Here is a 19,933-nt window from a genome sequence, read left to right on the forward strand (position 1 = left end):
TTATTCCAAACGAAATTTAGCTTCTTCCGATTTGGAGTAGTCTATGGCTCTTTGGGAGATCGGAAGATGGCCTTTTTTCATATAGGGCATCGCATCATAATAAAAACAACGATACAGCAAAGCCTGCATATTTTGCAGGCAGGCAACCCGGTTCAGCTGTTCCAGGTGACTACGCACCAATTGGCCAATGGCACAATCGACAGCCTCGGCGTTTTGTGGATCAACGTGTTTGCACACTGAGCGCAACCGCTTGAGGAAATACCCCCCATCAATCAGGATTGCAGTTTTCACGGGATGCGCCTCGGTCCAAAAAAAAAGCCCCAAGGGGTCGGCTGTCCCAGGATAGCGAGGGGATCAGCGTACTGCCAAGGGGCGGATGTATGGATATGGTAAGACAAGACCGCCCCACTTTTCAAGCGGCGGCTGGATTAATTCCCATCTTGAATACGCCGGGAAGTCCGCGCACCAGACCACGGGAACGCGGGAAGCAGATCTTCCCGGCGCTCGCCGATGCCGTAAGAACCCTCTTCACATAAAAAAACCTTTCCCCAGGGAAACCCCAGGGAAAGGCCGAAAGAGGAAACAGGCGCCCGCGCGCAAGAGGAAACCCCTTGCGCGCAAAACGCCAGCCGCGTCCTCACACCGAGTAGTACATCTTGTACTCGATCGGGTGCGGAGCGTGCTCGAAGTTGTACACTTCTTCCCACTTCAGGGCCATGTAGCCGTCGAGCATTTCGTCGGTGAACACGCCACCCTTCTTCAGGAACTCGCGGTCGGCGTTCAGGCTTTCCAGGGCTTCGCGCAGCGAGCCGCAGACGGTCGGCACGTTGACCAGCTCCTCGGGGGGCAGGTCGTAGAGGTTCTTGTCCATCGGGTCGCCCGGATGGATCTTGTTCTCGATGCCGTCGAGGCCGGCCATCATCATCGCCGCGAAGGCCAGGTAGGGGTTCGCGCCCGGATCCGGGAAGCGGATCTCGACGCGCTTGCCCTTCGGGCTCGCGGTGTAGGGGATGCGGCAGGAAGCCGAACGGTTGCGGGCCGAGTACGCCAGCAGCACCGGAGCCTCGAAGCCGGGGATCAGGCGCTTGTACGAGTTGGTCAGCGGGTTGGTGAAGGCGTTCAGCGCCTTGGCATGCTTGATGATGCCGCCAATGTAGTACAGAGCGGTATCCGACAGATCGGCGTAGCCCGACCCGGCGAACAGGGGCTTGCCGTCCTTCCAGATCGACTGGTGGGTGTGCATGCCCGACCCGTTGTCGCCGGCGATCGGCTTGGGCATGAAGGTGGCCGACTTGCCATAGGCATGAGCAACCATCTGCACGACATACTTGTACTTCTGCATGTCGTCGGCGGCTTCAATCAGGGTGTTGAAGCGAATGCCCAGTTCATGCTGGGAGGGCGCCACCTCGTGGTGGTGCTTTTCGACCGGCATGCCCATTTCGGCCATGGTCGAGATCATCTCGGCGCGCAGGTCCTGGGCGCTGTCCACCGGCGGCACCGGGAAGTAGCCGCCCTTGACCGGCGGACGGTGGCCGTAGTTGCCCTCGTCGAACACCTTGCCGGTGACGTAGGGGCCTTCCTCGCTGTCGATCTCGAACATGCAACGGTTCATCGACACGTCGTAACGCACGTCGTCGAACACGAAGAACTCGGCCTCGGGGCCAAAGTAGGCGGTGTCGCCGATGCCCGAGGAAGCCAGGTAGGCCAGGGCCTTCTTGGCGATCGAGCGCGGGCAGCGGTCGTAGGGCTGCCCGGTCGAGGGCTCGATCACGTCGCAGAACAAAATCAGCTGCGGCTGGGCGGCGAACGGATCCATCACCGCGGAGGTCAGATCCGGCTTCAGGATCATGTCCGACTCGTTGATGTCCTTCCAACCCGCAATGGAAGAACCATCGAACATGATGCCCTCGTTCAGGGCCTCCTCATCGACCGTCGAAACGTACTGAGCGGTGTGCTGCCACTTGCCCTTCGGGTCGGTAAAGCGGAAATCGACGAACTTGACGTCGTTTTCCTTGATCATTTCGAGAATGGTCTGGGCGTCGGACATGACCTTGAGTTCCCGTTGTCCTTGAGACTGACTTGATGCGGCGGCCCTGTCCTCGTGGAACGGGTCACCGGCGAACCGGCGAGGGTATGCCGGGCCACCTTTCCCTTCCCCCTGCCCTCCGGGACCCTTGCGTCCTCGGGAGTGGTCGGGTTCAGGCCGGCCGGTGGCGGTGCCAGGTGAGCAGGGGCACCCGACTAGATGGCGTCGCTGCCCCGTTCCCCCGTGCGGATGCGAATGGCTTCCTCAATGGGGTAGATGAAGATCTTGCCGTCGCCGATGCGACCCGTCTGCGCCGCCTGCTGGATAGCCTCCACGGCGCGTTCCACCAGGGTATCCTCGATCACCAGCTCGATTTTGACCTTGGGCAGGAAGTCGACCACGTACTCGGCGCCGCGGTACAGCTCGGTATGGCCTTTTTGACGCCCGAACCCTTTCGCCTCGGTGACGGTAATTCCCTGCAAGCCGATCTCGTGAAGGGCTTCCTTCACCTCGTCGAGCTTGAAAGGCTTGATGATCGCTTCAATCTTCTTCATGGGCTCCGGTTGCTCCGGCTGGATGGTCGGGCAGGCACCCCCAACGCGGGAGCCGGACGCATCCCTCCTTCGACGGATCCGACCGGCACCCCGCGGGGCCAGTTGCTCGTTCCCTTATCACGCCCCCATCGGGTGTTCAACGCCCAGGTCACATTCCGAGAAAAGTATTTGTTTCAACCAGTTTGCCCCGCCAGAGGGCCGGGACGGCTGCCTGAACGACAGGCAGGGTGACGCCTTTTTGGGCACGCCCCCGCGCTCCGTCGGCGCTACTGTCCGTTTTTCTTGACTCTTCTCTTCTCGCGACCGAAAGGGACTCGGCATGAAAGCGGTCAACAGCCTGTTCGCCAGTCTTGGAACCACCATTTTCACCACCATGTCGGCGCTGGCCCAGGCGCATGGCGCCGTCAACCTGGGTCAGGGGTTTCCCGAGGGACTGGAGCCGCCGGGCGTGATCGAAGCCGCGCGCCGGGCCCTGGCCGAGGGGCCGCACCAGTACCCGCCCATGATGGGCGACCCCGTGCTGCGCCAGGCCCTGGCCCGCCACGAGGCCCGATTTTACGACCATGCGGTGAATCCCGACAGCGAAATCATGGTCACCTCGGGCGCGACCGAGGCCCTGGCCGCCGTCTTGCTGGCCCTGATCGATCCCGGCGACGAGGTCATCGTGCTGGAGCCGTTTTACGACAGCTACCTGCCGGTCATACGCCGGGCCGGGGCCACCGCGCGCCTGGTGCGTCTCGCGCCCCCCGCCTGGGACCTGCCCCTCCCGGCCCTGGAAGCCGCCTTCTCGCCGAAAACCAAGCTGATCGTGGTCAACTCCCCCATGAACCCCTGCGGCAAGGTGTTCACGGCGGAGGAACTGGCCCTGATCGGCGCCCTGGCGCGTCGTCACGACGCCTACGTGGTGTGCGACGAAGTCTACGAGCATCTCGTGTTCGACGGACAAGCGCACGTCCCCGCGATCACCCTGCCCGGCCTGCGCGAGCGCACGGTGCGCATCGGCTCGGCGGGCAAGACGTTTTCGCTGACCAGCTGGAAGGTGGGCTACGTCATCGCCGACGCGGCCCTGATGCCGGTGCTGGCCCGGGCCCATCAGTACCTGACCTTCACCACCCCCACCGCCCTTCAACGCGCCGTCGCCTGGGGCCTGGACCAGGACGACGCCTATTTCGACGGCCTGACCCGCGACATGGCGGCCCGGCGCGATCGCCTGGCCCAGGGCCTGAGTCGGCTGGGGATGACGGTGTTGCCCACCGCCGGCACCTACTTCCTGATCGCCGACCCGCGCCCCCTGGGGCTGGAGGGCTCCGACGAAGCCGTGTGCCGGACCCTCACCGTCGAGGCCGGGGTCACCGCCATTCCCGTCGGTGCCTTTCACGAAACCGCCCCCGCCTCCCCCCTGATCCGGTTTTGCTTCGCCAAGCGCGAGACCGACCTGGACGAGGCCCTGGCGCGGCTCGCGCGCTTTTTCGAACGCCCCCGCACCCCCTTGCAAAAAAGCCCTTGACGCCCCCCGGGCGATGGATTAGAAACCGCCTCCTCCTCGGTGGCGGGCGTAGCTCAGTTGGTTAGAGCGCGTGGTTGTGGTCCATGAGGTCGTGGGTTCGAATCCCATCGCTCGCCCCACTCAGGAAAAGGCCGGTTCCCTTGCGGAGCCGGCCTTTTTCGTGGTGCACTAGGGCTTGTTTCGCCCCTGCCAAGGAGCTTGTCATGCGCTTTGCCCTTTCGGGCGTCGGACTGGCCGCCGCCGTGCTGCTGGCCGCCCCGCCCGCCTTCGCCGACGAAATCGGCTGCGTGTCCACGGCGTTCAAGCTGCTGGGCCCCAATCACAAGGTCTGCATCGAGGCCTTCGACGACCCCGAGGTCAAGGGCGTGACCTGCCACCTGTCCCGCCCCCGGACCGGCGGACTGGAAGGCATGGTCGGCCTGGCCGAGGATCCCTCGGACAGTTCCATCGCCTGCCGTCAGGTGGGCCCGATCGAGCTGCCCAAGGATCTCGACGAAGGCGGCGTGGTCTTTTCGGAACGCCGCTCGCCCCTGTTCAAGCGCCTGCGGGTGCACCGCTTCCTCGACAAGGACCGTAATGTGCTGATCTATCTGGTGATCAGCGACAAGCTGGTGGACGGCAGCCCCAAGAGTTCCATCAGCTCGGTTCCGATCATGCCCTGGAACGCCCGCTGACCCCCCTCCGGCCCCGCCTGGACAAAAACGCGGGGCCGGCCCTCAAGGGCGGTGCTTGACCACGCAAGGCGGCTCGGGCACCGTGCCCCCTTTCGTTCGATCCTGCTTGCGGAGAGCCTCCATGCGTCTGATCGCCCCGATCGCCGCCGCCCTTGGCCTTGCCGTGACGGCAACGACCCTTCCCCTGGATCCCGTCCACGCCGCCGACCAGACCCGCCACGTCGCCATTACCCAGATTGTCGAGCATCCGGCCCTGGATGCCGCCCGCCAGGGCATCCAAGATGCCCTCAGCGAGGACGGATGGGTGGTTGGAGACAACCTGGAGTGGACTTATGAATCCGCCCAGGGCTCGGTGTCAACCGCGTCCCAGATTGCCAAGAAATTCGTCGGGCTTGCTCCCGACGTCATCGTGGCCATTGCCACTCCCTCGGCGCAGACGGCCGCCGCCGTCGCCGGCTCCATTCCAGTGGTGTTCTCGGCCGTGACCGATCCGGTCGGGGCCAAGCTGGTGCGCTCGATGGAAGAGCCCGGCGGTCCGATCACCGGCACCAGCGACATGCTGCCCCTTGACCGCCACCTGGCCATGATCCGCTCGATCATGCCCGGGGCCAAGCGCCTGGGCGTGATGTACAACAGTGGCGAAGCCAACTCGGTCACCCTGGTCGCCCGGCTCAAGGAGCTGGCCGGCGCGGCCGGCTTCACCATTGTCGAGTCCACCGCGCCGCGCTCGTCCGACGTTCTGGACGCCGCGCGCTTTTTGGTGGGCAAGGTCGATGCCATTTACGTTCCCACCGACAACACCGTGATTTCCTCGCTGGAAGCCGTGCTGAAGGTGGGCATCGACAACAAGATCCCGGTGTTCACCGGCGATACCGCTTCGGTTGAACGGGGGTCCGTCGCGGCCGTCGGGTTTGATTATCACGACCTGGGGCTGCAAACCGGCCACATCGTGTCCCGCATCCTGGCCGGCACCGACCCGCGCACGATTCCGGTTGAAACCGTTCAGAAGAACGACCTGTACATCAACCTTGGCATGGCCGAGCGCATGGGTCTGACCCTGCCCGAGGACATGATCAAGAATGCCGCGGTGGTGATCCGGTGAGCCTCGTTGCTTTTCTGGGGGCCATCGAAACCGGGTTGATTTACGGTCTCGTGGCCCTGGGGGTTTTCCTTTCGTTTCGCGTTCTGGATTTCCCCGACCTGACCGTGGACGGCAGCTTCCCCCTGGGGGGCGCCGTCGCGGCTGTTCTGATCACCCATGGATGGCCGCCCCTCGCCGCCACCTCGATGGCGGTATGCGCCGGGGCCATGGCCGGTTCGGTCACCGCCCTTTTGAACGTCCGCCTGAGGATCTTGCATCTTCTTGCGTCGATTCTGACCATGATCGCGCTTTATTCCGTCAACCTGCGCATCATGGGCCGGCCCAATATTTCGCTTCTGATGGATCCCACCGTGTTTTCGTGGGTCGAGCAACCCGGCTGGCCGGCGCGCGCGTGGATGATTCCGTCCGTGCTGCTGGGGGTGGTGATCGGGGCCCTGGTTCTGGTCAACCTGTTCCTGGCCTCGCGCGCCGGCCTCGCCATGCGCGCGACGGGGGCCAACCCCCGCATGGCCCGGGCCCAGGGCATTGCCACCGGGGCCGTGATCGTGGGCGGCATGGCTCTTTCCAATGCGCTGGTGGCGCTGGCGGGTGCCCTGTTTGCCCAGTCGCAAGGCGGGTCGGACATTTCCATGGGGGTGGGCTGCATCGTCATTGGCTTGGCCTCGGTGATCTTGGGCGAAGCGGTGATGTCGACGCGGACCATGATCCTGGCCACCCTTGCCTGCATCCTCGGAGCCGTGCTTTACCGGCTGGCGGTTGCCCTCGCCCTGAACAGCGATGCCCTGGGTCTGCAGGCCCAGGACCTGAACCTGATCACGGCCGTTCTGGTGGCCGTCGCCCTGGTTCTGCCGGGCTGGAAGGCGTCCGTGGTCCGGCGCCTGACGCGCCGTGGCGCACCGGCGAACGGGAGGCCCGCGCCATGATCACCGCCGAAGCCCTGGACGTGGTGTTCAATGCCGGCACGCCCCTGGAAAACCACGCCCTGCGCGGGGTGACCGTGGACATCCCCGAAGGGCAGTGGGTCACCGTCATCGGCTCGAACGGCGCGGGCAAGAGCACGTTGCTCAACGCCTTGTCCGGCGAGGCGCGTTTGCGCTCGGGACGCTTGCTGATCGGGCACGAGGACGTGACCCGCTGGCCCCCTCACAAGCGCGCGTCCCTGGTGGCCCGCGTGTTCCAGGACCCGCTGGCGGGGACCTGCGAGCGCCTGACCATCGCGGAAAACATGGCGCTTGCCTTGCGCCGGGGCGGGCTTCGCGGCTTGCGCCCGGCGCTGTCGCGCCCCGAGCGCGCCACCTTGCGCGAGCGCCTGGCCCGGCTGGGGCTGGGCCTGGAGAACCGCCTGGACGATCGCATGGGGCTGCTCTCGGGGGGACAGCGTCAGGCGGTCAGCCTTCTGATGGCCACCTTGGCCCCCATGCGCATTTTATTGCTTGATGAACACACGGCGGCCCTTGATCCCCGCACCGCCGATCTTATCTTGCGCCTGACCCAGACCCTGATCCGTGAAGGGGGATTAACCGCCCTGATGGTAACCCATTCGATGCGCCAGGCCCTGGCCCTGGGGGATCGGACCTTGATGCTGCACGAAGGCCGCGTGGTGCTTGACCTGATGGGAAGCGAGCGCGCCGGCATGACGGTGGAAGGGCTGCTGGCGGAGTTTTCCCGTCAGCGCGGCGAGGAGCTGGACGACGACGCCTTGCTGCTGGGGTAGCGTTTCCCGGGGAAAAGGGAGCACCGCTTTTCCCGTGGGAACAAACCCGGGCGCGGGGATCCAGTGTTTTCCCGGTTCATGGGAAAACGGAGGTTTTTTTAGGGCATGATGCGTTGAACCGGATCCCGGGACGATGCTCCAAGGCCTTGCTTTTGACTTAGACTGATCCGAAAAGCGGTTTCCACTTTTCGGGTCTTTCCCTCAACGAGGCTTTTTCCGCCAGAACCGCCTTTTGGAAAAGTCGCGTTTTACAAAACACTGGAGATGGAGCGCGTCAGCCGGGTGTGCGCAAGGCGACGCGCTTTTTCAAACCTGCCTCGCAGGAAGAAGCAAGAAGACCCGGCTCGTGGCCGTCGCCTTCTGAACGGCGAAACGGATACGCCCCCCGGGATCCGGCGTCGTTGAATTCCGGTTGAAACTTTTGTGGCGTGGACTCCCCGTCTTGCAACAAAACGTCCGCCCCCGTAGGATCGCGGGCAACCAGCAAAGGGATCGGGGGCTTTTCTCCGGGAGCCGGGTCACCGGAGCCTGGGAGGGGCATCCTCATGGGAGGAACCGCCTGTACCGTACGCCTGCCTCAAAAAAACACAGAATTTAAATCGCCCTTGAGTTGCGTTATTGGGGAACTATGATGGCAGAACTCCTTCTCGTTGTGTTCTTGATGGCCTTGGTGGTTCGGCTCATCGAAGACCGTCTGGACCGCCGCCAGGCCCGCCTGGACAATGCCTTCCGCCGTGCTCAGTACGTCGCTGTTTCCGGTATTCATCGCTGATCCTCCTTCCTTTCCGCCGGTCCCGGGCGCCGTGCCGGGACCTGGCGGAAAGATGGACAGGCCTTGTCCCCTGTCGGTATGGTAGGGTTTCATTCTCTTCTCCTGCGGGAAAGAGATCGACCCCGACGGCACAGGGCAGGGCTGCATGGTCCGTACCATTCTCATGGTGGAGGATTCTCCCTCCAACGCCGAACTGTACGCCGCTTATTTACGGGCCGCCGGGCGCCTGGTGCGCGTGGCGACCACCGGGGAACAGGCCCTGGGCTGGCTGACCCAGCCCGGTGACCGGTTTGATCTCATGGTCCTGGATCTTGGCCTGCCCGACATGGACGGCCTGGATATTCTGCGCCGCCTGGGCCCGGAAGCGACCCCTCCCACCATTGTTTTGACGGGGACCGGCTCGGTGCGCCGCGCCGTCGAGGCGATGCGCGAGGGCGCGCTGGATTTCCTGGTCAAACCGTGCGCCCCCGACAAGCTGCGCGCCGCCGTCGACGAAGCGCTGGAACGCCGGCGCCTGGGCGATTCCGCTCCCACCCCGCCCCGGGGAGGCGCGGCCCCCGAGTCGCAGGCCCCTTCGCGCTCGCGGCGCGGCCCCTCGGGGTTTCTGGGCAACTCGCCCGCCATGTCGAACGTTTTCAGCCTGATTGAAGCGGCCGCCGGCAGCAGTGGCGCCAGCGTTTTCATCACCGGCGAAACCGGAACCGGCAAGGAGCTGTGCGCCAACGCCATTCACAATCTTTCCGAGCGCCGCAACGGGCCGTTCATCGCCTTGAACTGTGGCGCCATCCCGCGCGAACTGATGGAAAGCGAGGTTTTCGGCCATCGCAAGGGCGCGTTCACCGGGGCCATCGCCGACCGCGAGGGCGCGGCCAGCCGCGCCGACGGGGGCACGCTGTTCCTGGATGAAATCTGCGAAATGGATCTGGAGCTGCAAGTCAAGCTGCTGCGCTTCATCCAGACGGGAACCTACCGCCGCGTGGGGGATAGCGCCGACCGCGAAGCCGATATCCGCTTTGTGTGCGCGACCAACCGCGATCCCCTGGCCGAGGTCAAGGCCGGGCGCTTTCGCGAGGATTTGTACTACCGGCTGTACGTAGTGCCCATTCATCTGCCACCCTTGCGCGATCGGGGCGACGATATCCCGCTGCTGGCCCGGCGTTTCCTGGTCGACTTCTCGAAGCTGGAGGGCAAGGCCTTCCAGGATTTCACAGCCGAGGCGCTCAACCGGATCGTGACGTATGCCTGGCCCGGCAATGTCCGCCAGCTTGAAAACGTGATCCGCAACATCGTGGTGCTTAACGAGGGGGCCCTGGTCGCGCCCGGGATGCTGCCGCCCCCCCTGGATCGTCCCGTGCCCCCGGCCGGCCTCGCCGAAGCGGCCAGCCCCACGCTGAGCGATCCGGCGGCGCTCGACTTCCTGCTGGCGCGCCCGCTCGCGGAGCTGGAGGCAATGGCCATCGAGGCCGCGCTGCGCCTGACGGACAACAACGTGACCCGGGCCGCGCGCATCCTTGATGTGTCTCCCTCGACCATCTACCGCAAGCACGCCGGCTATACCTCGGGCACGCGCAAGTCCTGACCCCTCCTGTGCGGGCGGAAACGGTGGAAAACCCGGAACGCACCCAGGGGCCTTCCTTTCGCCTCCCTCTCCTCTCTGCCCCGCGAGAGAATTTTTCGAAAGCGTTCCGAATCCGGCCACAATCCTTGGTCTATTTTCGCGTCGGCGGTATCTTGTTCGGGTGATCCCCCCACCCGCCCGGCCCGTCAGGAGTGGGGACCCGCCCCGAAAGGGAACGCCGGGAAAAAGGGGATCCGCCTTTCGGAACCGCCAGGCGCAAAATCGGGAGAGCGCTTCTCCGCTTCCGGTCCTGTGCACGGCGCGCCAAGGGGGGGCTAGACGTGTTTGGCGATCGAGCGTTCGGTTTTCTTTCGACCACGCGCCCAAGCACCGGGGCGCACCCGCTTCGACACGACTGCGCGGTGTTTCTGGTGGCTGGCGGCCTTGCCACGGCCGCCGCCTACGTCAACGTCAACATTCCCCACACCGATATTTTTCTGTCGGGACGCTATGCGTTCGGTGCCATGGGCTTCGTGCTCCTGCGGTTCTGGGGAATGGCGCTGCTGCTGGCCGCCTTGCTGGCGGCGGTGGGGCAGCACACCTTGCCGCTGGGGGTGGTTTTCCCCATCAACATGGGGTTGACGCTCCCCTTCATGGTGATTTTACGTCTTTTGTATCGTTTTATCCTGATCAGGGTGGACAATCCGGTTTGGTTTGCCCTCCTGTGGATCGCCGCCGTGATGACGTATTATCAGGGGGTCATGGTGGGTATTGGCGTGATCGAAGCCTACCGCCACGACTGGGCAGCCGATCAATCGATCCTGAGCTATTTCCGGGCCCAGTCCCACCTGATTGAATCGGCCCTGGTGGCGGTGGTTTCGGCGACCGGTCTGACCCTGGTGCGCAGCTACGAGCTTGTGGTGCGCCAGAGCCGCGAACTGGAGGTCACCTTGCGCTCGATCGGGGACGCGGTGATCGTCACCGATGCCCGGGGGATGGTGCGCCGCGTGAACCCCGAGGCGGCGCGTCTGACCGGCTGGAGCGAGGACGAAGCCCGGGGCCGTCCTCTTTCGCATATTCTTCGCCTTTTCAACGTGGAAACGCGCCGCCCGGTGTCCGACCCGGTCTCGCGCGTCCTGGCCGGGGGCCACGCCGTCGGGCTTGCCAACCACACGGGAATGATTGCCCGCGATGGTCGCGAGTACCAGATCTCGGACAGCGCCGCGCCCATCCTCGACGGCCACGCCCCGGGCACTCCCCTGCCCCCGCGCGGCGTGGTGATGGTGTTTCGCGACGTCACCGGCGCGTATCGCGTGCAAGCTGATCTCGCCAACCAGAAGCGTCATTTCGAAAGGGCCGTCGCCGCCAGCGCGACCGCCGTGTGGGATTGGAACGTGCGCACCGACAACGTGGAATGGGCAGGGGATACCCTGGGTCTTTTCGACAGGGAAACCGGCGCGGGCAACGCCCGCGTGCTCCGGGAGCACATCGCGGGTCAGCTCGGCGCCAAGGACCGGATGATCTTTTTCGCGCGGCTCACCGAAGCCCTGGAAACCGGAGAGGAGTTCCAGCATATCGCGCGCCTCAATCGCCCGGGAAGCCCGCCCCGCTGGCTGCGCAGCCGGGGCCGGGTGACGGAATACGACGCCAACGGGCCCATCCGCCTGTCGGGCACCACGCAGGATGTCACCGACTTGCAAAATACCCTGGAGGCGCTGCGCCAGTCCAACGCCGACCTGGAGCGCTTCGCTTCCATGGCCTCCCATGATCTGCAAGAGCCCATTCGCGCCCTTGTGGCCTATTCCCAACTTCTGGAGCGCCGCCATGGCGAGCACCTCGACCAGGAGGCCAGGGAGTTCCTGGCGTTCATTGTCGGGGGCGCCAGGCGGATGAAGACCCTGATCCTGGATCTTCTGGAATATTCCCGGGTCGGCAGCCCCGTTCCCCCGTTCACGGAAGTGGATCTCAATGCCGTCCTGGCCGAGGTGCGGGAAAACCTGGCTCAGGCGATCTCCGAGACCGGCGCGCATCTTGACGTCGAGGCCCTGCCCACGGTCCCGGGCGACCGGCGCCATCTCACGTCGCTGTTTCAGAACCTCGTCGCCAACGCCCTGAAATTCCGCCGCGCCGAATGCGCCCCCCACGTCCACGTCGCGGCCCATCCCTTCCCCGATGCCTGGGAGGTGCACGTCAGCGATGACGGCATTGGCATTGATCTGGCCTATCAGGATTTGATTTTCGAGCCGTTCAAGCGGCTCCATCCCAGCAGCCGCTACACCGGCACCGGGATTGGCCTCGCGGTGGCCCGGCGGATCGTCGAACGCCATGGGGGCACCATCCGGGTGAAAAGCGCGCCTGGCGAGGGCAGTTGCTTCATCGTCACCCTGCCCTGTCTCCCCCCCCTGGCGCAAACGCGGGCCTTGGAAGAAACGCAAGACGACACCGGGGAGGCGCAAGAGGCGCAAGAAGACACCCCCACGAAAAAACCGGGGGAAGCAGAGCCTCCCCCGGCGCTTTACTAGAGCATTCTCAGCCGAAATGGACACCGTTTCGGCTGAGAATGCGATGATTCAAAAAACTGAAGCGCATTCACTGATCCATTTCGATCGGAATGCGCCCCCGAGGCCCGGACCGTGGTCCGGGCCGGTGTTATTCGGCGGCGGCCGGCAGGGTCCACACGTCGGGCGCCTGCTCCAGACGGGAAAGCTGGGCCTCGCGCTGTTCCAGCAGGGCCTTGGGCGCGCGATCGCCGAACTGGGCGAAGTGCACATCCTGGCGCTGGACTTCGTCGCGGGCCACGTCCTTGTGCACGGCCATGATCTTGTGGAACTTGGCCATGTCGAACTCGGACAGGCCGTCCCAGCGCAGATCGCCTTCGCCCGGCACGAAACCGATCGGGCTTTCCACGGCATGGCCGGTGCCATCGCAGCGCGACAGGATCCATTCCAGGGCGCGCATGTTGTCGCCATAGCCCGGCCAGATGAAACGGCCGTTTTCGTCGCGGCGGAACCAGTTCACGCGGAAGATCTTGGGCAGCTTGTCGCCTTCGATCTTGGTGCCCATGTCCAGCCAATGCTGCCAGTAGTCGGCCATGTTGTAGCCGCAGAACGGCAGCATCGCCATGGGATCGCGGCGGATGCCCTTCTGGCCGTCGGCGGCGGCGGTGGCTTCCGAGCCCATGGTGGCAGCCAGATAGACGCCGTGGGTCCAGTCAAAGCTCTGGAAGACCAGCGGGAAGTTGTTGGACACGCGCCCGCCGAAGATGAAGGCGCTGATCGGCACGCCGGCCGGGTTTTCCCAATCGGGATCGATCGAGGGCGTCTGGTTGGCGGGCGCGGTGAAGCGGGCGTTGGGATGCGCCGCCGGACGACCGCAGTCCGGGGTCCACTCCTGGCCCTTCCAGTCGATCAGGCGGGCGGGCTTGTCCTGGGTCATGCCTTCCCACCACACGTCACCGTCCTCGGTAAGGGCGACGTTGGTGAAGATCGAGTTCTTCGAGCACGCGATCATGGCATTGGGGTTGGTGTGCGCCCCGGTGCCCGGGGCCACGCCGAAATAGCCGGCCTCGGGATTGATGGCGCGCAAGGTGCCATCCGGGCCCGGCTTGACCCAGGCGATATCGTCGCCGATCGTGGTCACTTCCCAGCCTTCATAGGCGGCGGGCGGGATCAGCATGGCGAAGTTGGTCTTGCCGCAGGCGCTGGGGAAGGCGCCGGCCACGTAGCGCTTGCGACCATCCGGGCTCTTCACGCCCAAAATCAGCATGTGCTCGGCCAGCCAACCCTCGTCGCGGGCCATGACCGAGGCAATGCGCAAGGCCAGGCACTTCTTGCCCAACAGGGCATTGCCGCCGTAGCCCGAGCCATACGACATGATCTCGCGGGTTTCGGGGAAGTGGACGATGTAGCGGTTGGCGGCGTTGCACGGCCAGGCCACGTCCTTCTCGCCGGCGGCCAGCGGCTTGCCCACCGAGTGCAGGCACGGCACGAACTCGCCATCGCCCAGCACGTCCAGCACCTTCGAGCCCATGCGGGTCATGATGCGCATGTTGGTGACGACGTAGGGGCTGTCGGTGAGTTCAACGCCGATGTGGGCGATCGGGCTGCCCAGCGGACCCATCGAGAACGGAATCACATAAAGGGTGCGCCCCTTCATGCAGCCCGCGTACAGCTTCTTCAAGGTCGCCCGCATTTCATCGGGGTCGGTCCAGTTATTGGTCGGACCGGCTTCTTCCTTCGTCTTGGAGCAGATGAAGGTACGATCCTCGACGCGGGCCACGTCGGCGGGATCCGAACGGCACAGGTAGCTGTTCGGGCGCAGTTCCGGGTTCAGACGAATGAACGTCCCGGAATCGACCATTTCCTGGCAAAGGCGGTCGTATTCCTCCTGGGAGCCGTCGCACCAATGGACCCGATCGGGCTCGCAGAGCTTGGTCACTTCCTCGACCCACGCGAGGAGCTTTTGGTTGCGGGTTGGGCTCATGCTCATATCGTCCTCCGGTTGGAACAATTTTTAGGAACGTAGTGAGTCCCCGCCCCATCGGCAACAAGTTCGCGGTCTGGGACGGTGACTCTCTTCAAGATGTCAGGAAACCGTCGCCGGGCCGTCCCGGATACGGCCAGTCGTGCCTCTCCCGGATTGTCCGTTTCATACGGAAAGCCAGGGAGCGACAGGCGCGGTCGTTCAGGTCGGTGCATCATGGGGTGATTCCACTATACGGGGGTAGCGGTGCCCAGGGAAAGGGAGATTCCGCCTCGAAACCATCCTTTTTCCCCCCGCGAGCGGAGAAACGTTCTGGAAAAGAGGAGCCAGAAAACCCAATAAGGACAAGGGGCTGTCAAAGGAACGCCGGAAACGGAGCGTTCCGCCCTGGGAAAGGCCGACCTTTTGCCCATTTTGATGTACGATTATCCTCGGGCTTTATGTCCGTTTGATCACGAGGAGGGCTTCGGATCATGGCGATATGCGCGTTATCACGGCTTGTTGTCGTTGTTGGTGTCGGCGTGGGGGGCTTCATGGGGGGCTTTGTCGGGGGGGGCGCCGACCCTGTCCGGTTCGCCTGGGAGGCGTCGCCGGCCCTTGCCCAGGAAACCGACTCGGTCCCGGCCGGTTTGATCACCATTGAACGCCCGTGGGCCCGTGCCTCGGCGGGCACGGCGACGGTTGCGGGGGTGTTCATGACCTTGCACAATGGGGGAGCGAAGGACCGCCTGATCCGGGCGGCAAGCCCGGCGGCGGGGCTGGTCGAGATCCATCAGACCCGCATGGAAGACGGGGTGATGCGCATGCGTCCCGTGGAAGCCCTTGACCTCGCGCCGGGAACCGACACCGTGTTGCGGCCGGGCGGGCTCCATGTGATGTTGATTGACCTGAAGGCTCCCCTGGTGGAAGGGGAAAGGGTCCGCGTCGATCTGACGTTCGAGCACGCCGGACCCGTGACCATCGAGGCGATTGTGCGGCCCGTCGGCGCCCAGGACGCCGGCGCCGCCCCGAAAGGACAATGACCGTGAGCCGCAGCATTGCGTTGGTCGACGACGACCGGAACATCCTGACCTCGGTCTCCCTGACCCTGGAAGCCGAGGGCTTTGAAGTCACCACCTACAACGACGGCGCCGAGGCCCTGCGCGGCCTGCTGGCCGATCCGGTCGACCTGGCCGTTCTCGACATCAAGATGCCGCGCATGGATGGCATGGAGCTGCTGCAAAAACTGCGCGAGCGCACCGCCATGCCCGTCATCTTCCTGACGTCCAAGGACGACGAAGTCGACGAGTTGATGGGCCTGCGCCTGGGCGCCGACGACTATATCAAGAAGCCGTTCTCCCAGCGCCTGCTGATCGAACGCATCCGGGCCCTGCTGCGCCGCCTGGAGCTGCGCTCCGGCGCGAGCGGCCCGGATCTTTCGAAAAGCGCCCTGGTGCGCGGCGATCTGACCCTTGACCCGGATCGCCATTTGTGTGCCTGGAAAGGCAAGCCGGTGGACCTCACCGTCACCGAGTTCCTGATCCTTCAGGCCCTGGCCCAGCGCCCGGGCCACGTCAAGAGCCGCGACCAGCTCATCGACGCCGCCTATGGCGAGAATATCTATGTGGATGACCGGACGATCGACAGTCACATCAAGCGCTTGCGCAAGAAATTCCGTGACGTTGACCGCACGTTCTCGGAAATCGAAACGCTCTACGGGGTGGGATATCGCTACAAGGATCCCACGCCGCTGCGCTCGGGGCCGGACGGCGACGGCAATGCTCCTTTGTAATCCTGGCCTGTGCCGTTTTCCGCTTGTTCCTGGGCCCTGACCATGACCTCCCCTTCCGCCGCCGGCCGCCTCGATCCGGCGGACGACACCGACGACGCCCACCAAGGTCCCCGCGGCTCCCGCCGGGGCAGCCGGGGCTTGTTCCGCTCGTCGCTGACCCGGCGGATCCTGGCGGTCAACCTGATGGCGCCGATTTTCCTGGCCGTCGGCTTTTTGTACCTGGACACCTACAAGCGGGCCCTCACCGCCTCGACCTTCCAGGCCCTTGGCACCGAGGCCGACCTGATCGCCGCCGCCATCGCCGAGGGCGCGATCAACCTGGACGTCAGCGTGGACGGGCTGGTGGTGCGCGCCACCCACGGCATCAACCCGGAAACCGGACGCCAGATGCTGCGCCGGCTGGGCAATCTGGCGCGGGTGCGCGCGCGCCTGTTCGACACCAATGGCGCCCTGGTCGGCGACAGCAACGCCCTGATCGGGTTTGGCGGCGTGGTGCAGATCACCGACCTGCCGCCCCCCTCCCCCACCCGGCCGCCGGTGCCCAGCATGGCCCGGCGCCTGTACGACGCCTTGTTTCCCTCGGCCGCCGAGAACAGCGGCCTGGTCACCGAGGTCGAGCACGACAACCCCACCGTGGGCGACTACCCCGAGGCGGCCGAGGCCCTGACCCTGGGGGAACGCAGCCAGGCCATGCGCGTGCAGCCCGACCGGGGGCTGGTGCTGTCGGTCGCGGTGCCGGTGCAGTACTATAAACAGGTGGTGGGCGTGGTCATGGTCTCGCGCCCCGGGGACGACATCGTCGAAAGCCTGTTCGAGATGCGTCTCGCGGTGCTGGAGATTTTCACCTTCACCTTGTCGCTGACCATTTCCCTGTCGTTGTATCTGGCGGGAACGATCGCGCGGCCCCTGGTGCGCCTGGCCAATGCCGCCGACCAGGTACGCCGGGGCAAGGAAGGCCACGAAACCGGGATCCCCGATTACTCGGACCGCGCCGACGAACTGGGCGACCTGTCCGAGGCCCTGCGCGGCATGACCGAAGCCCTGTGGAAACGCATGGACGCGATCGAGGGCTTCGCCGCCGACGTGGCGCATGAAATCAAGAACCCCCTCACCTCGCTGCGCAGCGCCGTGGAAACGGCGGCGCGGCTGGACGATCCCGCCAAGCAAAAGCGCCTGATGGCGGTGGTCGTTGACGACGTGCAGCGCCTGGATCGCCTGATCACCGACATCAGCGACGCCTCGCGCATGGACGCCGAGATGTCGCGGGCCGAAAAAGAGCCGGTGCGCCTGCGCCCGATCCTGGAAACCCTGGCCGAGATCCACGCGAGCGAGGCCGAGGACCAGAAACTCACCATCCGGGTGGAAGGCGATCCCCAGGACTCCTTGATCGTGCATGGCATGGAAGGGCGGCTGGTTCAGGTGTTCCGCAACCTTCTGGTCAACGCCTTGTCGTTCTCGCCCTATGGCAAGACCATCCGCCTCAAGGGGCGACGGGTGCGCGACCGCATCGTGATCAGTGTGGACGACGAGGGGCCGGGCCTGCCGCCGGGATCCGAGGAGCTGATTTTCAAGCGCTTCTATTCCGAGCGGCCGGCGGACGAAAAATTCGGCACCCATTCCGGGCTGGGGCTGGCCATCTCGCGCCAGATTGTCGAGGCCCACGGCGGCACGATCCGGGCCAACAACCGCCTGGGCAGCGACGGCCGCGTGCAAGGGGCCCGCTTCGTGGTGGATCTGCCGGCGGGATAACCCCCCGGGGGGCGCCGGTCAGGCCGGCGCCACGGGAGCCCAAAGCACCTGATCGATCGACGTGGCCCCGGTGCACACCATGACCAGCCGGTCGAAGCCCAGGGCGGCCCCGCAGCACTCGGGCATGCCCTGGTGCAAGGCGGCCAGGAGATCCTCGTCCAGGGGATAGCGTTCCCCGTACAGCTGTTCCTTGATCGCCATGTCGGCCTCGAAGCGCGCGCGCTGTTCCACGGGATCGGTCAGTTCGCCAAAGGCGTTGGCCAGCTCCAGGCCGCCGGCGTACAGCTCGAAGCGCTGGGCAAAACGCGGATCCAGCGGGTCGGGGCGCGACAGCGCGGCCATGCACACGGGGTAGCCATGCAGGAAACAGGGCCGTTCGGCGCCCAGGAACGGCTCGACCCGATCCAGCAGCACGCGAAAGAACACGTCCTCGAAGCGGTCGTCGGGCGAACAGGCGAGCCCCAGGGCCTCGACCGCGCGGGCCAGGGGACGGGGATCGGGCTCGCGGGCGTCGCCACTCAAGGCCACGGCCTCGTCGAGCAGGGCGGGAAAATCGAGGCCGGCATGGCGCGCCAGGGCCTCGCTCACGCTCAGACGTTCCCAGGGCACGAAGGGATCAACCACGTGATCCTTCCAACGCAGATGGGTAATCCCCAGGCTGACCGCGCACGCCTTCACCAGCGCTTCGGTTTCATCCATCAAGGCCGTGAACGTCTGCCCGGCCCGGTACCATTCCAGCATGGTGAACTCGGGGTGATGGGTGGGGCTGACCTCGCCGTTGCGATACACGCGGGCGAGCTGGAACAAGGCCGGCTCGCCCGCCGCCAGCAGCTTTTTCATCGCGAACTCGGGCGAGGTATGCAAAAACAAGGTGCGGGCACCTTGGCCAAACGGTGATTCCAGCCGGGTCGCGAACGCCTTCAGGTGCGGTTCCAGGCCGGGGCTGACCTGCAGGGCCGGGGTTTCCACCTCGACCGAGCCGCGCCCGGCGAAAAAGGCCCGCACCGTGCCCAGCAGACGGGCCCGGGCGGCCAGGAAGGGGCGGCGCGCCGCCAGCGCCTCGGGATGAAACCAGGGAAGAGAGGGAGCAACCTCGACCATCGGGTAATCCTTGAAAGCAGGCGATCGGAAGAACGGGAGGCAAGGAGGCAGGCCAGGGCCCGGCGCCGTGCGGGCAGTCGGTTGCGGGATGCGTCCCACTGTTGCCTCCTTGAGGGAACCCTGATAGGGTCCGGCCCTCCCCGAAGGCAAGATTATATTCCCGGAAGAACCCCCACCATGAAAATGCAAGCCAACCAGATCCGCCCCGGCCAAGTGCTGGAGCACCAGGGCAAACGCTGGACGGTGCTCAAGATCCAGCTGATTCAGCCCGGCAAGGGCGGCGCCTTCATCCAGGTGGAAATGCGCGATGTCGACAGCGGCAACAAGACCAACGAACGGTGGCGCACCGCCGACACCGTCGAGCGCCTGGAAGTCCGGGAACGCGATTGCCAGTTCCTGTACAAGGACGATGTCGGGTTCACCTTCATGGACACCGAAACGTTCGAACAATTCGTGATGTCCTCCGACCTGATCGGCGACCAGGCCGCTTTCTTGCGGGAAAGCATGGAAGTGACCGTGGACCTGATCGAAGGCCAGCCGGTTTCCATCAACCTCCCCGCCCAGGTGGTCTTGGAAGTGGTCGAGGCCGACGCGGTGGTCAAGGGACAGACGGCCTCGTCGTCCTACAAGCCGGGCATTCTGGAAAACGGGCTCAAGGTCATGATCCCGCCCTTCATCGAGGCCGGCACCCGCATCGTGGTCAACACCGCCGAGTGCACCTACGTCGAACGCGCGAAATAATCCCGCGCCGATGGTTTGCCGCCGGACGGTCCTGGGGCCGTCTGGCGTTGTTCCGCTTCCTGTCGCCTCCTTCTCTGTCGCCGCCGGCCCTGCGCCCCGCGCGACCCGTGGCCTGGAGGCGACCCACCGGCCCCTGATCCGGCCGGCTCTTGGGCATGCTGCCCTTTTTCTTCCGGGCTCGG

Annotated in this window: 17 protein-coding genes and 1 tRNA gene; 13 read left to right on the forward strand and 5 right to left on the reverse strand. The window is 65.1% G+C overall.

All coding sequences use genetic code 11. The features are described 5' to 3' along the window. The coding region (locus ROR02_RS16950; protein ID WP_218032781.1) for a hypothetical protein at positions 1-240 on the forward strand (240 nt) is incomplete at its 5' end. Positions 241-637: 397 nt separating this feature from the next. On the opposite strand, the gene glnA is transcribed toward ROR02_RS16950, so the two are convergent. Further along, positions 638-2,047, reverse strand: coding sequence for a type I glutamate--ammonia ligase (glnA, locus tag ROR02_RS08085; protein WP_147163519.1), 1,410 nt, complete (start codon positions 2,045-2,047; stop codon positions 638-640). A gap of 194 nt (positions 2,048-2,241) precedes the next feature. Then, on the reverse strand, positions 2,242-2,580 hold the full coding sequence (locus ROR02_RS08090) for a P-II family nitrogen regulator (protein WP_014416288.1): 339 nt from the start codon (positions 2,578-2,580) through the stop codon (positions 2,242-2,244). Positions 2,581-2,899: 319 nt separating this feature from the next. On the opposite strand from ROR02_RS08090, the gene ROR02_RS08095 reads away from it, so the two are divergent. From ROR02_RS08095 to ROR02_RS08120, 6 genes are all read left to right on the forward strand, one after another. Further along, positions 2,900-4,087, forward strand: a complete 1,188-nt coding sequence (locus ROR02_RS08095) for an aminotransferase (protein WP_147163520.1) — start codon at positions 2,900-2,902, stop codon at positions 4,085-4,087. A gap of 42 nt (positions 4,088-4,129) precedes the next feature. Beyond that, positions 4,130-4,206, forward strand: a tRNA-His gene (locus tag ROR02_RS08100). 84 nt (positions 4,207-4,290) lie between these two features. After that, the gene (locus ROR02_RS08105; protein ID WP_147163521.1) at positions 4,291-4,761 is read left to right on the forward strand and encodes a CreA family protein; all 471 of its coding nucleotides are present in this window, start codon (positions 4,291-4,293) and stop codon (positions 4,759-4,761) included. A 121-nt stretch (positions 4,762-4,882) separates the two neighbouring features. After that, on the forward strand, positions 4,883-5,863 hold the full coding sequence (locus ROR02_RS08110; protein WP_147163522.1) for an ABC transporter substrate-binding protein: 981 nt from the start codon (positions 4,883-4,885) through the stop codon (positions 5,861-5,863). Then, positions 5,860-6,786 carry an ABC transporter permease gene (locus ROR02_RS08115; protein ID WP_147163523.1) on the forward strand — a complete coding sequence of 309 codons (927 nt, stop codon included), beginning with the start codon at positions 5,860-5,862 and terminating at the stop codon, positions 6,784-6,786. Before ROR02_RS08110 ends, ROR02_RS08115 begins: the two co-directional genes overlap by 4 nt. Continuing rightward, on the forward strand, positions 6,783-7,577 hold the full coding sequence (locus ROR02_RS08120) for an ABC transporter ATP-binding protein (RefSeq protein ID WP_147163524.1): 795 nt from the start codon (positions 6,783-6,785) through the stop codon (positions 7,575-7,577). Before ROR02_RS08115 ends, ROR02_RS08120 begins: the two co-directional genes overlap by 4 nt. A gap of 577 nt (positions 7,578-8,154) precedes the next feature. Here the strand turns inward: ROR02_RS08120 and ROR02_RS08125 are convergent. Further along, entirely contained in the window at positions 8,155-8,442 is a 288-nt protein-coding gene (locus tag ROR02_RS08125) for a hypothetical protein (protein ID WP_147163525.1), read from the reverse strand. Positions 8,443-8,494: 52 nt separating this feature from the next. Here ROR02_RS08125 and ROR02_RS08130 point away from each other — a divergent pair, with 52 nt between their 5' ends. Beyond that, the gene (locus ROR02_RS08130; RefSeq protein ID WP_147163526.1) at positions 8,495-9,928 is read left to right on the forward strand and encodes a sigma-54-dependent transcriptional regulator; all 1,434 of its coding nucleotides are present in this window, start codon (positions 8,495-8,497) and stop codon (positions 9,926-9,928) included. Between the two features lie 320 nt (positions 9,929-10,248). Continuing rightward, on the forward strand, positions 10,249-12,429 hold the full coding sequence (locus ROR02_RS08135; RefSeq protein ID WP_147163527.1) for a sensor histidine kinase: 2,181 nt from the start codon (positions 10,249-10,251) through the stop codon (positions 12,427-12,429). Positions 12,430-12,556: 127 nt separating this feature from the next. Here ROR02_RS08135 and ROR02_RS08140 read toward each other — a convergent pair whose 3' ends face one another. Further along, positions 12,557-14,395 (reverse strand): phosphoenolpyruvate carboxykinase (GTP), encoded by a 1,839-nt coding sequence (locus ROR02_RS08140; RefSeq protein ID WP_147163528.1) that lies wholly within the window; start codon positions 14,393-14,395, stop codon positions 12,557-12,559. A 467-nt stretch (positions 14,396-14,862) separates the two neighbouring features. Here ROR02_RS08140 and ROR02_RS08145 point away from each other — a divergent pair, with 467 nt between their 5' ends. From ROR02_RS08145 to ROR02_RS08155, 3 genes are read left to right on the forward strand one after another with little or no spacing between them, the layout of a single operon-like run. Continuing rightward, a complete protein-coding gene (locus ROR02_RS08145; RefSeq protein WP_147163529.1) occupies positions 14,863-15,411 on the forward strand; it encodes a copper chaperone PCu(A)C in 549 nt (182 codons plus the stop codon). Positions 15,412-15,413: 2 nt separating this feature from the next. Beyond that, positions 15,414-16,160, forward strand: coding sequence for a response regulator transcription factor (locus ROR02_RS08150; RefSeq protein WP_147163530.1), 747 nt, complete (start codon positions 15,414-15,416; stop codon positions 16,158-16,160). A gap of 42 nt (positions 16,161-16,202) precedes the next feature. Then, positions 16,203-17,909 carry a stimulus-sensing domain-containing protein gene (locus tag ROR02_RS08155; protein WP_147163531.1) on the forward strand — a complete coding sequence of 569 codons (1,707 nt, stop codon included), beginning with the start codon at positions 16,203-16,205 and terminating at the stop codon, positions 17,907-17,909. A gap of 18 nt (positions 17,910-17,927) precedes the next feature. On the opposite strand, the gene epmA is transcribed toward ROR02_RS08155, so the two are convergent. Then, positions 17,928-19,010: an EF-P lysine aminoacylase EpmA gene (gene epmA / locus ROR02_RS08160; protein ID WP_147163532.1), complete on the reverse strand. Its 1,083-nt coding sequence runs from the start codon at positions 19,008-19,010 to the stop codon at positions 17,928-17,930. Between the two features lie 177 nt (positions 19,011-19,187). Here epmA and efp point away from each other — a divergent pair, with 177 nt between their 5' ends. After that, positions 19,188-19,751, forward strand: a complete 564-nt coding sequence (gene efp, locus ROR02_RS08165; RefSeq protein ID WP_147163533.1) for an elongation factor P — start codon at positions 19,188-19,190, stop codon at positions 19,749-19,751. Positions 19,752-19,933: the final 182 nt, after the last annotated feature.

Source organism: Pararhodospirillum oryzae (assembly GCF_007992075.1).
Taxonomy (GTDB): Bacteria; Pseudomonadota; Alphaproteobacteria; order Rhodospirillales; family Rhodospirillaceae; genus Pararhodospirillum; species Pararhodospirillum oryzae.

What these genes read in the sequence shown, in the direction of transcription:
- epmA (WP_147163532.1), bottom strand. Translation starts at nt 19,010, where the DNA reads ATGGTCGAGGTTGCTCCCTCTCTTCCCTGGTTTCATCCCGAGGCGCTG.
- ROR02_RS08105 (WP_147163521.1), top strand. Translation starts at nt 4,291, where the DNA reads ATGCGCTTTGCCCTTTCGGGCGTCGGACTGGCCGCCGCCGTGCTGCTG.
- ROR02_RS08095 (WP_147163520.1), top strand. Translation starts at nt 2,900, where the DNA reads ATGAAAGCGGTCAACAGCCTGTTCGCCAGTCTTGGAACCACCATTTTC.
- ROR02_RS08140 (WP_147163528.1), bottom strand. Translation starts at nt 14,395, where the DNA reads ATGAGCATGAGCCCAACCCGCAACCAAAAGCTCCTCGCGTGGGTCGAG.
- glnA (WP_147163519.1), bottom strand. Translation starts at nt 2,047, where the DNA reads ATGTCCGACGCCCAGACCATTCTCGAAATGATCAAGGAAAACGACGTC.
- efp (WP_147163533.1), top strand. Translation starts at nt 19,188, where the DNA reads ATGAAAATGCAAGCCAACCAGATCCGCCCCGGCCAAGTGCTGGAGCAC.
- ROR02_RS08110 (WP_147163522.1), top strand. Translation starts at nt 4,883, where the DNA reads ATGCGTCTGATCGCCCCGATCGCCGCCGCCCTTGGCCTTGCCGTGACG.
- ROR02_RS08120 (WP_147163524.1), top strand. Translation starts at nt 6,783, where the DNA reads ATGATCACCGCCGAAGCCCTGGACGTGGTGTTCAATGCCGGCACGCCC.
- ROR02_RS08090 (WP_014416288.1), bottom strand. Translation starts at nt 2,580, where the DNA reads ATGAAGAAGATTGAAGCGATCATCAAGCCTTTCAAGCTCGACGAGGTG.
- ROR02_RS08130 (WP_147163526.1), top strand. Translation starts at nt 8,495, where the DNA reads ATGGTCCGTACCATTCTCATGGTGGAGGATTCTCCCTCCAACGCCGAA.
- ROR02_RS08155 (WP_147163531.1), top strand. Translation starts at nt 16,203, where the DNA reads ATGACCTCCCCTTCCGCCGCCGGCCGCCTCGATCCGGCGGACGACACC.
- ROR02_RS08145 (WP_147163529.1), top strand. Translation starts at nt 14,863, where the DNA reads ATGGCGATATGCGCGTTATCACGGCTTGTTGTCGTTGTTGGTGTCGGC.
- ROR02_RS08125 (WP_147163525.1), bottom strand. Translation starts at nt 8,442, where the DNA reads ATGAAACCCTACCATACCGACAGGGGACAAGGCCTGTCCATCTTTCCG.